Genomic DNA, 12,271 nt, shown 5'->3' with positions numbered 1-12,271 from the left:
GGGCGGTCGCGGCCGGCGAACCCTCAGGCCGCGAAGGCCTTGCGGGCGGCGTCGATGGTGGCGGCCAGGATGGCGTCGTCGTGCTGCGCCGAGACGAAGCCCGCCTCGTAGGCGGACGGCGCCAGGTAGACGCCTGTATCCAGCATGGCGTGGAAGAAGCGGTTGAAGCGGGCCGTATCGCACTGCGTGACTTCGGCGAAGCTGCCCGGCACGCCCTCGCGGAAGTACAGGCCGAACATGCCGCCGATGGCGTCCGCGGCGAACGGCACGCCGGCTTCGCGGGCAGCCGCGGCCAGTCCGTCGGCCAGCTTGCGGGTTTGCGCGGCGAGCCGGTCATGGAAGCCCGGCGCCTGGATCAGCTTGAGCGTGGTCAGCCCGGCCGCCACCGCCAGCGGGTTGCCCGATAGCGTGCCGGCCTGGTACACGCCGCCCAGCGGCGCCAGGCAGGCCATGATGTCGCGCCGGCCGCCAAAGGCCGCCGCCGGCATGCCGCCGCCGATCACCTTGCCCAGGCAGGTCATGTCCGGCGTGATGCCGTAGTGCGCCTGCGCGCCGCCCAGCGCCACGCGGAAGCCGGTCATCACCTCGTCGAAGATCAGCACCGCGCCGTACTTGGTGCACAGCGAGCGCATCGCTTGCAGGAAGGCATCGCTGGCGCGCACCAGGTTCATATTGCCGGCCACCGGCTCCACGATCACCGCGGCGATCTCGTCGGCATGCTTGATAAAGGCTTGCTCCAGCTGCTCGACGTTGTTGTATTCCAGCACCATGGTGTGCTTGGTCACGTCGGCGGGCACGCCGGCCGAGGAGGGCGCGTTCTTGGTGGTGTCGGCAAAGGTCAGCAGGCCGGACCCCGCCTTGACCAGCAGGCTGTCGGCGTGGCCGTGGTAGCAGCCCTCGAACTTGACGATCAGGTCGCGCTTGGCAAAGCCGCGCGCCAGGCGCAGCGCGCTCATGGTGGCCTCGGTGCCGGAGGAAACCAGCCGCACCTGCTCGATCGACGGCACCAGCTTGCAGATTTCCTCGGCCATCTCGATTTCGGCTTCGGTCGGCGCCCCAAAGGAGAAGCTGAGACCAGCGGTCTCCTGCACCGCGCGCACCACCTCGGGGTGGGCGTGGCCGACGATCATCGGGCCCCAGGAGCCGATATAGTCGATGTAGCGCTGGCCATCGGCGTCCCACATGTAAGCGCCTTCGGCGCGCGTGATGAAGCGGGGGGTGCCGCCCACCGAGCGAAAGGCGCGCACGGGCGAATTGACGCCGCCCGGAATGGTTTGCTGTGCGCGGTCGAAGAGCTGCTGGTTACGAGACATGGCTTTGCGTGAAATCAAAAGCGGGAGAAACGCGTTCTATCAGGCAGCAAGTTACGTGGAAAATGCCGGCAAAAGAGTCGAAATGCGAGGCATTTGCCGGGTAACGTGCGCGAACACGGCGTATTTGGCCCGAATCGTACTTGCCCTGCTGGCGCCGGCGGCGCCGATTCGGTACCATCTGGCCCTGAATTTTAATGGAGAGTGACTGTACCGTTATGGAATACAAGACCTGGATGTGCCTGATCTGCGGGTGGATTTACGACGAGGCCACCGGCGCGCCCGAAGACGGCATTGCCCCCGGCACCAAATGGGAAGACGTGCCCATCAACTGGACCTGCCCGGAATGTGGCGCGCGCAAGGAAGATTTCGAGATGGTGGCCCTGTAAAGCTGCCGCATCGTACCGCGCAAGCCGTTCGTCGCCCGCCAGGTCAGGCCGGCCGGCGTGATTTGGCAATGCGGGGGCATGACGCGGCCGTGACGAACGCCGCCGGCCCGCCGTAGCGCGTCGCGTCAATGCGACAGATCGGGCGGGGCTGCCCCGGTTTCCGGATTGACGGCCCCACGGCGACTTGTCACACTCTGTTTCAAATTTGAAAATCCATCCCTTAGGGGGGTGGACCTTGGCAGGCGCGGGTACCACGCGCCGCCGTTTGCCGCGTACCGGGTCACCGGTCCGGCGCGTTTTCGGGAATCAAATCGTTTTTGTTTCGGGGGTCCGTCGGGGCAGGCAGCTGCGCCGCGCGGAAGTTCTCAAGTGAATGCCGGCGCTTTCCCCCTGGGAAGCACGCTGGTCGCGGGAACGAGATGCGGGTCGCTCAACTACAAGAAAGCATTCGGGTCAACGCCGAGGTCAGCGGCGCGGTCGAAACTGGCGTCAGCGCCAGCGGCGTTGCTGCGCCTGCGCCGGCGCGCCGCAAGGTGCTCGTCATCGACGATTCCAGCACCATCCGCCGCACCGCCGAGATCTTCCTGTCCCAGGCAGGCTGCCAGGTGCTGCTCGCCGAAGACGGCTTCGAGGCACTCGCCAAGGTCGGCGACATGCATCCGGACCTGATCTTCTGCGACATCCTGATGCCGCGCCTGGATGGCTACCAGACCTGCGCCCTGATCAAGAAAAGCCCCCGATTCCATGCCATCCCGGTGATCATGCTGTCCTCCCGCGACGGCGTGTTCGACCGCTCGCGCGGCCGCCTGGTCGGCGCGCAAGACCATCTCGCCAAGCCGTTTACCCGCGAGTCGCTGCTGCTGGCGGTCGATGCCTGCGTGCCGCGCGCCGCCGCCGTGGCCAGCCCCTTGCCGGCTTGAGCGCATATCAAGGCGCATATCAAGGAATATTCATGACTATCAGCAAAATCCTTATCGTTGACGACTCCCCGACCGAAGCCCTGTTCATGTCCGACCTGCTCGGCAAGAAGGGTTTCAAGGTGTCGGTGGCCGGCAATAGCGACCAGGCCTTCGCCCGGCTCGAGAAGGAAGCCTTCGACCTGATCCTGATGGACGTGGTGATGCCTGGCCAGAACGGCTACCAGGCGACCCGCGCGATCAAGCGCGACGACCGCTTCAAGGACATTCCCGTGATCATGTGCACCAGCAAGGGCCTGGACACCGACCGCATCTGGGGCATGCGCCAGGGCGCGGCAGACTACATCGTCAAGCCGGTCGACGGCGAAGAACTGCTCACCAAGATCGCCGCGCTGACCCACTGAGCCAGGCGCCGATCCTGCACCCGCTCCCTCCCTACGCCTATCATCCGGACCTCGACCATGAACGCGCCGCGCCAGGACCTCCGTGCCCGCCAGACCCGGCTGCAGGACTACCAGGCCATGCTGGCCCGCCGCCTGCGCGAGGCGCGCAACCTGCCGGCGGTGGACAGCTACCTGGGTTTGCAGGTAGGCCAGCGGCACTGGCTGCTGCCGTTGCCGCAGACGGGCGAGGTGCTGGAGATGCGCCAGCCCAGCCGCGTGCCGCTGACGCAGTCCTGGTACACGGGACTGGTGAATGCACGCGGCAGCCTGCTGGGCGTGATCGATTTCGGCCTGTTCTGCGGCGAGGGAGCCACCGCGCTGCAGCCGGGCAGCAAGATCGTGGTGCTGTCGCGCCAGGTGGAGCGCGCTTGCGGCATTCTTGCCACGCGCGTGATCGGGCTGCGTCATGCAGGCGACCTGTCCTTGCCGGCGGAGTCCGCGGACCGGGCGCCGGCTCGGCAGGAGGCGGCGCCGGAATGGGAGGGCGCCCGTTTTGCCGACCGCGACGGGCGTGACTGGCAGGTGCTCGACGTGCGCAGGTTGCTGGCGTCTCCGGCCTTCCTGCAGGTGGGCCGGCAGGCCGCCTGAGCGTCGCGCGGGCATGCCCGCTGCAACAAATCAAAATCGAAAAATAACGGACAGAGGGTGCTATGGGCTTCAAGATGTTCAACCTGGGTCGCCAGGCACAGGTGGTCAGTGCCGCCGAATCGGCGGTGAATGCCGCCGCCGCGCCTGGCACGCGTAGCACCCCGGCCCGGCGGTTCTCGGACAGGCTTTCCCGCCTCCCGTTTGCCAGCCAGCAACGCGCGCTGACCGCGGGCGTGGTGCTGTCGCTGACCGCCCTGCTGGCCTCGGTGTATTTCGACAACCGCGAAGCCAACAACGGCGCCGCGCAGATCGAGATCGCGGGCGACATGCTGATGCACTCCCAGCGCCTGGCCAAGGCGGTGCCGGTGGCCCTGCTGGGCAATGCGCAGGCCTTCACGCAGCTGCGCCAGTCCAAGAGCGAACTCGCCGGCGACTTGCAGGCGCTGCAAAACGGCAGCGACGCCAAGCACGTGCGTGCCACCGGCGGGGCGGCCGCGCCGTTGCTGGAAAAGGCCATGGAGTCCTGGCAGCGCACCGAGAAGAGCGCTGGCGACGTACTGGCCCAGCAGCCAACCCTGACCACCATCGGCCAGACCCTGCAGATCTTCAACGCTTCCAACCCGGAACTGCTGGAAAGCGCCGAGCAGGTGGCGGCGATCAAGCTGCAGAGCGGCGCCAACGCGCGCGAGGTGGCTGCCTCCGCGCAGCTGGTGATGCTGACGCAGCGCCTGGGCAAGAACCTCAACGAGTTCCTGGCGGGCGAAGGCGTCAATCCGGAAACCGCGTTCCTGCTGGGCAAGGACACCAATACCTTCCGCGAAACCCTGGACGGGCTGATGAACGGCAGCGAAGCGCTGCGCTTGTCCGCCGCCGGCGATGCAGAGACCCGCGGCTACCTGCAGCTGCTGTCGCAGCGGTTCGACGCGGTGCAGAAGACCACCCAGACCATTCTGCAGAACCTGCCCGGCCTGATCGCCGCCAAGCGCGCCCAGCAGCAGATCTTCAATGACAACGAGGCGCTGCGCGGCGAACTGTCCGCGCTGCAGGCAGCCTATGCCGAAGGCGCGCGCGTGCGCCCGCTGACGCTGGGCGCCACCGTCGTCTCGGCCTTGCTCACGCTGCTGTTCCTGGCTGGCCTGGCCGCGCTGTACCTGCGCGACTCCCGCGCCCGTACCCTCGAAGCGGAGGCCCGCGAACGCGAGGCGGAAGCCCGCCGCCTGGACGAAAAGCGCAACAACGACGCTACCCAGAAGGCCATTCTGCAGCTGATGAACGAACTGCAGGACATCGCCGACGGGGACCTGACCAAGCAGGCCACCGTGACCGAGGACATCACCGGCGCCATCGCCGACTCGGTGAACTACACGGTGGAGGAACTGCGCGAACTGGTGGGCCGCGTGCAGCAGACCGCCGGCGAGGTGACGCAGGCATCGAGCCAGGTGCAGGACACCTCGACCGAGCTGGTCGCGGCGTCGGAAGAGCAATCGCGCCAGATCCGCCAKACCGGCGAATCGGTGGTGGAGATGGCGGATCGCATCACGCAGGTGTCGCGCGGCGCGGCGGAATCCGCCAACGTGGCGCGCGCCTCGCTGGCCGCGGCCGAGCAGGGCCAGCACGCGGTGCAGAACGCCATCGTCGGCATGAACGACATCCGCGAGCAGATCCAGGACACCTCCAAACGCATCAAGCGCCTGGGCGAATCGTCGCAGGAGATCGGCGAAATCGTCGAACTGATTTCCGACATTACCGAGCAGACCAACGTGCTGGCGCTCAACGCCGCCATTCAGGCCGCATCGGCTGGCGAAGCCGGGCGCGGCTTCTCGGTGGTGGCCGAGGAAGTGCAGCGCCTGGCCGAGCGCTCCGGCGAGGCAACCAAGCAGATCGGCGCGCTGATCCGCACCATCCAGACCGATACGCAGGATGCGGTGCACGCCATGGAGCGCAGCACGCAAGGCGTGGTGGAAGGGGCCAAGCTGTCCGACAATGCCGGCGCCGCGCTGGTGGAGATCGGCCGCGTGTCGCGCCAGCTCGCCGAGCTGATCGAGCAGATTTCGCAGACCACCTCGCACGAGGCGGGGCTCGCCACCGCGGTGGCTCGCAATATCGAAGGCATCTTGCATGTGACCGAGCAGACTTCCTCGGGCACGCGGCAGACCGCACTGTCGGTGCGCCAGCTGACTCTGCTGACCGAAGAGCTGCGCAACTCCGTGCTGCGATTCAAGATCGCCTGACGGGTTACGCAAGGGCCGCGCGAGCGGGCCACGGGCCGGCGCCACCGCATTGGACGCATTGGAAGCAGTCATGTCATTGAATTTCCCTGTCTCGCGCGAGGCCGCCGGCTCCGATCCGGCCGTGCAGGATCCACTGGCGCCGATGCCCTTTGCGGCACGGGACCTGTCCGTCGCTCCGCCCGCCGCCCCGGTAGCGCGCGACCTTTCCGTGCTGGCCTGGCTGGCGCCGAGCCTGCGCGCCGCGCTGGACGATGCCGCGGCCGAACTGGGTCATTACGTCGATGAAGTGCAGCAGGCGCCCGAAGCGCTGGGCGCGCGGGACACCACCTCGCTGCGCCTGGCGGGGCAGCATCTGCACCAGGCCGCGGGCGCCGTGCATATCGTTGGCCTGCGCGGTGTCGATCCGTATTGCCAGGCGTTGCGCCGGCTGCTGGAAGGCATCGACGGCGGGGCAGTCGCCGCCGACGCCCAGACCTTGGCCGCCTTCCGCCTTGGCGTGCAGGCGCTGGCCGAGTACGTCGATGACCTGATGGTCGGCGACGATGAAGATCCGGTGCGGCTGTTTTGCTCCTATGCCGACGTGCTGGGCCGGCTCGGCGAGGACCGCGTGCACCCTGCCGACCTGTGGGTCGACGAACTGCAGATGCTGCCCGGCATCCTGCTGCCGACGCGCATGGCCTCCACCGTGACGCGCGCGCGCCAGCGTTTCGAGGGCGCCTTGCTCAAGGCGCTGCGCCTGCCGGTGCCATGCTCCGAACCCAGCCTGTTGCGCGAAGCGTATCTGCCGCTGGAATCCGCGCTGGAAGACGTGCGCGCGAGCGAACAGGAGCTGCGCCGCGCCACCGATCACCCGGACCGCGGCGTGTGGCACGTGCTGGCGCTGGTGTTTGGCGCGCTGGCCCACGGCCTGCTGCCGTCGGACCTGCTGGCCAAGCGGCTGGCGGGGCGTGCGCACCTGCTGCTGCGCCAGTACCTGCAGGGCCAGGTGCGGGTGCCCCAGGCGCTGCTCAACGATGCCGTGTATTTGCTGGTCACCACGAGCAGGATGCCGGCCGCCAGCGAGCCGGAGAGCGCGGCCGTGCTGGTGCTGCGCTCTGCCATCCGCGAGTGCATGCAAGCCTTCCGCATCGACGCGGCGCATGCGTCGGCGCATGCCGATTTCCGCGTGCGCTACTACGGCTGGCTCGACCCGATCGATACGCACAACCTGCAGCAGGCGGCCGCCGCGCTCGAACGGGCGGCGGGCGCCGGCGCGGAATACATTGAATGGCAAAACGCGCTGGCGGTGCTGGCCGAAGCCGCGCAGCCGCTGGCCCAGCCGGCGTTGCAGCGCTGCCTGGATGCCGCCGCGCACCCTGCGCTGCAGGTCCGTTCCGGCGATGACAATCTTGGCGGCATCGGCGCCATCGCGCTGTTCCTGGGGCGTGCGCTTGCCTTGCCGTGGCGTGTGCATGGCAGCACCGGCCATGCCGCGGCGGCTGAATTCGCGCACCGTTGCGATGAACTGGCCTCGCATCTCGGCGAGCGCCAGCGCGGCGACCAGGCGACGCCGCCCCCGCGCTGGCTCGCACAGATGGTGGACCAGGCGCGCGCGCAACGCTTGCGCGAGGCCGCGGTCGCGCAGTTGCGCGGCCATCTCGACAGCGGCGAATCGTGGCTCGATGCCTATGACCGCGACGCCGCCCGCGCCGAGGCCGGCGCACACCTGCGCGATGCCGAGCGCGCGTTCGTGGCGCTGGCCGGCACGCTGGAGCAATTGCGCGACGCCGGCGCGCTGCCCGACGCGCTGCGCGCCGACGCGCAGGCGGTAGCGATGGCATTGGAGCGCGTGATGCCAGCCCTGGAGTGGCTCGCTGGCGCCCGCGCCACGCAAGTCCCGGGCGATGCCGCTACCGGTGCGGGCAACGAGGCCCACGCCGCGAGCGAGCGCGCCGCCCGGCTTGCCGCGATCGCCGGCGAACTCGGCGCCGTGCATGCCTTTATCGATGCGCTGGCCTTTGGCCGGAGCCCGGCGGCGGAGGTGCGGGACGAGGCCGCCAAGGCTGACGGCCAGGCCGTGCAAAGCGGCGCCGTCTCCCACGCGGCCCTGCTTGCCAGGGCGCGCGCGGCTGCCAGCGATGCCGTGCGCCACCCGGCCGCCGCCGACGCGCCCGAGGTGAAGACGCTGCGCGCGGCGCTGCAGGCCATGAATGAACAGGCCGCCATCGACGATGCTGCCGCTTTGCGCCGCCAGGCCATCGAAGCCACCACCCAGCTCAATGCCTGGCTGGCCGGTTCCCACGGCGCGGCGGAGCGGCTGGTGGTGGCGCTGGCCGATGCGCTGCCGGCCGGTGCACCGGGCGCACCCGCGATGCCGGCTGCGGCCGGGGATGCGCAGAAGAGCGAGAAGCCCGAGAAGGCAGATGCGGCCGGCATCGATGCCGAACTGCTCGACATTTTCCTCAGCGAATCCGTCGAGGTGCTGGGCGAGGTCGCCAGCGATCTCGACGGCGGTCTGCCGGCGCTGCAGGATGCCGATACCATCAGCCGCCTGCGGCGCGCCTTCCATACGCTGAAGGGTTCCAGCCGGATGGTGGGCCTGCACCGCTATGGCGAGGTGGCCTGGGCCATCGAGCAGGTGATGAATCTGTGGATTGCCGAGGCACGCGCCCCCGCGCAGGCCCTGCTGGACCTGTTGTTGCGCGCCCACCAGGAGCTTGCCGGCTGGGCCCAGGCGCTGCGCGGCGATGCCGAGGCGGTGCACGATGCCGCCGGCCTGCTGGCCGTGGCACAGTCCGTGCGCGCGGGCGAACAGCCGGAGCCGGCATCGGGCCATGACCTTGTGGCGCCACAGTCCCTGGATGCGCAGAGCGGGCAGGTGCAGCAAGGGCAGGCAGAACCGGAACCGGAAACGGAGCCGGAACAGGAGGCACAGGCCGGTCTTCCGGCGGCCGGAGCCGGCGACGATGCCAGCGCCGGGGCGGACGCCAAAGTCATTCCCTTCCGTTTCGCCAGCACGCCCGCGGAGGAAAACGATCACTACAAGCTGATCGGCCCGGTGCGTATCAGCCTGCCGCTGTACAACGTCTACCTGCAGGAAGCCGACGACCTGATCCGCCAGTTCGCCACCGATGTTTCCGAGTGGCGCCACGAAGGCCGGCCCTGCCCGAGCGAGCTGGCATTGCGCGTGGCGCACACGTTGCAAGGCAGCGCGTCCACGGTCGGACTGGAGCCGGTGCGCGCGATTGCCGAGGTGCTGGAGCGCCTGATGCTGCAACTCGGCGCGCACCCGGTGGCGATGCACCCTGGCGACTTCCGCCTGCTGGAGCAGGCGGTCGAGCGCGTGCGCGGCATGTTGCACCAGTTTGCCGCCGGCATCTGGCCGGCCGCCGACGAAGCGCTCTGCCGCAGTCTCGCCGAGTTGGGCGAGCGTGCCATGGTGCGGCCGCGGCTGGCGATGCCGGCGGCGCCGGAGTTGCCGCCCGAGGCGGAGGACGCGCCGGTTGCGCTGTTGTTCGGCAAGCTGGCGCCCGCGGCCAATGCCGGCGCGCTGTACGATGCCGCCATCACGGTATTGGATACGGCGGGTGTGGATGCCGGTCATGCCGATGCGGCCAACACGGGCGAAGCTTCCTTCTTCGCGCATGCCGACACCGGCAGGATCCCGCCGGCGCCCGGCGCCGCGGATGTGCATGAAATCGCGGGCGCTGCGCACCCGCTGGCCGATGAAATGGCTGCGGAAGAATCCCTCGATCCGGCGCTCGTCGAGATTTTCCTGGAAGAGGCGCACGGCAGCCTCCCCGAACTGGGCAAGCTGCTGCGCGGCTGGGAGACGGCGTCCGGCGATGGCCGGCACGCCAGCCACGCTGGCCTGATCCTGCGCGCCTTGCATACGCTCAAGGGCAGTGCGCGCATGGCCGGCGCGATGGCGCTGGGCCAGGCAGCCCACGAGATGGAGACCCTGCTCGACGCCGCCGTGCGCGCGGATCGCGTCGGGCCGGTCTTGTTCGTGCGCCTGTATGCCTGGTACGACCGCATCCTCGCGCATAGCGAGGCGCTGCAGGCTGGCCGCCTGCTGCCGGTGGACGATGCCGACCTGATCAACGCCCTGACCGGGCTGAACAGCGCGCCGGCGGCGCGGGCCCCGGCGGACATGGCCGGCACGCCGGTACCCGCCCAAGATGCACCACAGGATGCCCCGCAAGGTGGTGGCGAGGGCAGCCCGGCGCCGTTGGCGCGTTCCGCCGTACAGCCCTGGCTGCAAGCCGGGCCCGTGCGCCCCGTGGTGCCTGCGCCGGGCGACGCGCTGGCGCCGGCAGCGGACGCCGGCGAACGCCAGCGCGCGCTGGTGCGAGTCCAGGCCCGCACGCTGGATACGCTGATCACCGACGCCGGCGAAGTCGGCGCAACGCGCGCGCGGCTGGAAAGCGAACTGGATGCGATGCGCAGCTACCTGGGCGAACTCAACGACAACGTGGCGCGCTTGCGCGGCCAGTTGCGCGAGATCGAGATCCAGGCGGAGTCGCAGATGGCCTCGCGCATCGCCGACGCCCAGCACAAGCAGGAATTCGATCCGCTCGAGTTCGACCGCTTCACGCGCTTCCAGGAACTGACGCGGATGATGGCCGAGTCGGTCAACGACGTGGCAACCGTCGAGCAGAACCTGCAGCGGGGCTTTGACCGCGCCACTGGCGACCTCGATGCGCAGGCCCGCCTCACGCGCGGCTTGCAGCGCAGCCTGATGCAGGCGCGCATGGTGCAGTTCGACGCGCTGGCCGAACGCCTGTACCGCGTGGCGCGGCAGGCCTCCAGCGAGACCGGCAAGGACGTGCGCCTGCTGATCAAGGGCGGCACCGTGGAAGTCGACCGCTCGGTGCTGGACCGCATGGCCGGCCCGATCGAACACCTGATCCGCAATGCGGTGGTGCATGGCATCGAGGCGGCCGAGGTCCGCCGCGCCGCGGGCAAGCCGGCCGCCGGCGCGCTGACGCTGGAAGTGCAGCAGGAAGGCAACGAGGTGGTGCTGCATTTCGTCGACGATGGCGGCGGCCTTGACCTCGCCCGCATCCGTGCGCGGGCCATCGAGCGAGAGCTGCTGTCCCCGGACGACGATGCGGGCGATGCGCGGCTCACGGAACTGATCTTCGCCCCCGGCTTCAGCACGGCCGATAGCGTCTCGGAACTTGCCGGGCGCGGCGTCGGCATGGACGTGGTGCGCGCCGAGACCGTGACGCTGGGCGGGCGCATCGCGCTGGCCACGCAATCCGGACAAGGCACCCGCTTTACCGTGCACCTGCCGCTGACAACCGCCATCACGCAGGTGCTGCTGGTCACGCTGGGCGGCCGGCCGTTCGCCATCCCGAGCGGCATGATCGACCAGGTCCAGCAATTGCGCTCGCAAGGGCTGCTCGAAGCCTACAACCAGGGCAGCCTCGACGTGCCCGGCGGCGCGGTGCCGTTCCATTACCTCGGGACGTTGCTGGAGGAAACGCCCGCGATTGCCGCGGGCAAGAAGTATTCGCCGGTGGTGGTGGTGCGCAGCGGCGCCGAACGCATCGCCGTGCACGTGGACGAAGTGATCGGCAACCGCGAAGTGGTGGTCAAGCACATCGGCCCGCACCTGGCGCGCCTGGAAGGCATTGCCGGCGCGACCACGCTGGGCGATGGCGAGATCGTGCTGATCTACAACCCGGTGGTGCTGGCGCAGCGCTTCGTGCGCGAACGCGGCGAGGCGGCGCGTCCGCGGATCGCCGATCTCACCTACCTGGCGCAACAACCGGCGCAACTGGCGCAACCGGCGCTGCTGGGCGCGGTGGCTGAACTCTCACACGGCGAAGCCGCGCCGGTGCAGGGCCTGGGCACGCAGCCTACCGTCATGGTGGTGGACGATTCGCTGACCGTGCGCAAGGTCACGCATCGCTTGCTGACACGCGCGGGTTATCAGGTGGCGCTCGCGCGGGACGGCGTGGATGCGTTGCGGCAGTTGCAGGAGATGATGCCGGATGCCATGTTGGTCGATATCGAGATGCCGCATATGGATGGCTTCGACCTGACTCGCAATGTGCGGGCGGATAGCCGTACCGCGCATATGCCGCTGGTGATGATTACCTCGCGCACGGCGGAGAAGCATCGCCGCTATGCTGCGGAGATCGGTGTCAATGTCTACCTGGGCAAGCCGTATAACGAGGATGAGCTGCTCACTACGTTGCATCAGTTGCTGGGTGAGCGTGCGGCGGGGACGGCGGGGTCGGTGGCGCAGATGTTGGGGGAGGATGCGGGGAATTGAGGTGGGGGGCTTGGCGTCAAAGACTTAAAGCCTAAAAGCCTAAAAGCCCTAAAGTCAAAGGCGGTTTCACCACCCCTGCGGGGCGGCGACCTACTTTCTTGTCTTTCCAAGAAAGTTTCCAAGAAAGT

At 68.8% G+C, this 12,271-nt stretch carries 7 protein-coding genes; 6 read left to right on the top strand and 1 reads right to left on the bottom strand.

Going from position 1 to position 12,271, the window contains the following annotated elements:
* Positions 1-23: 23 nt before the first annotated feature.
* Positions 24-1,313 carry a glutamate-1-semialdehyde 2,1-aminomutase gene (gene hemL / locus AC1DN0_RS04560; protein ID WP_441637092.1) on the bottom strand — a complete coding sequence of 430 codons (1,290 nt, stop codon included), beginning with the start codon at positions 1,311-1,313 and terminating at the stop codon, positions 24-26.
* Between the two features lie 215 nt (positions 1,314-1,528).
* Between hemL and AC1DN0_RS04555 the strand changes: the two genes are divergently transcribed.
* The 6 genes from AC1DN0_RS04555 to AC1DN0_RS04530 all read left to right on the top strand — a co-directional run bounded on the left by AC1DN0_RS04555 (position 1,529) and on the right by AC1DN0_RS04530 (position 12,143).
* The gene (locus tag AC1DN0_RS04555) at positions 1,529-1,699 is read left to right on the top strand and encodes a rubredoxin (protein ID WP_006159034.1); all 171 of its coding nucleotides are present in this window, start codon (positions 1,529-1,531) and stop codon (positions 1,697-1,699) included.
* A gap of 419 nt (positions 1,700-2,118) precedes the next feature.
* On the top strand, positions 2,119-2,619 hold the full coding sequence (locus AC1DN0_RS04550) for a response regulator (protein WP_441637090.1): 501 nt from the start codon (positions 2,119-2,121) through the stop codon (positions 2,617-2,619).
* A gap of 32 nt (positions 2,620-2,651) precedes the next feature.
* A complete protein-coding gene (locus AC1DN0_RS04545) occupies positions 2,652-3,020 on the top strand; it encodes a response regulator (RefSeq protein WP_035859363.1) in 369 nt (122 codons plus the stop codon).
* A gap of 57 nt (positions 3,021-3,077) precedes the next feature.
* Positions 3,078-3,647 carry a chemotaxis protein CheW gene (locus tag AC1DN0_RS04540; RefSeq protein WP_441637088.1) on the top strand — a complete coding sequence of 190 codons (570 nt, stop codon included), beginning with the start codon at positions 3,078-3,080 and terminating at the stop codon, positions 3,645-3,647.
* 62 nt (positions 3,648-3,709) lie between these two features.
* Entirely contained in the window at positions 3,710-5,878 is a 2,169-nt protein-coding gene (locus tag AC1DN0_RS04535) for a methyl-accepting chemotaxis protein (protein ID WP_477145564.1), read from the top strand.
* A gap of 70 nt (positions 5,879-5,948) precedes the next feature.
* Positions 5,949-12,143, top strand: a complete 6,195-nt coding sequence (locus tag AC1DN0_RS04530) for an Hpt domain-containing protein (protein ID WP_477111413.1) — start codon at positions 5,949-5,951, stop codon at positions 12,141-12,143.
* Positions 12,144-12,271 lie beyond the last annotated feature (128 nt).

The organism is Cupriavidus sp. 05N39 (assembly GCF_056397325.1).
This window is presented reverse-complemented; position numbering and strand designations above follow the sequence as displayed.

Bases quoted from the DNA above. Each gene is read 5' to 3' on its own strand.
- hemL (WP_441637092.1), bottom strand. From the start codon at position 1,313: ATGTCTCGTAACCAGCAGCTCTTCGACCGCGCACAGCAAACCATTCCG.
- AC1DN0_RS04555 (WP_006159034.1), top strand. From the start codon at position 1,529: ATGGAATACAAGACCTGGATGTGCCTGATCTGCGGGTGGATTTACGAC.
- AC1DN0_RS04550 (WP_441637090.1), top strand. From the start codon at position 2,119: ATGCGGGTCGCTCAACTACAAGAAAGCATTCGGGTCAACGCCGAGGTC.
- AC1DN0_RS04545 (WP_035859363.1), top strand. From the start codon at position 2,652: ATGACTATCAGCAAAATCCTTATCGTTGACGACTCCCCGACCGAAGCC.
- AC1DN0_RS04540 (WP_441637088.1), top strand. From the start codon at position 3,078: ATGAACGCGCCGCGCCAGGACCTCCGTGCCCGCCAGACCCGGCTGCAG.
- AC1DN0_RS04530 (WP_477111413.1), top strand. From the start codon at position 5,949: ATGTCATTGAATTTCCCTGTCTCGCGCGAGGCCGCCGGCTCCGATCCG.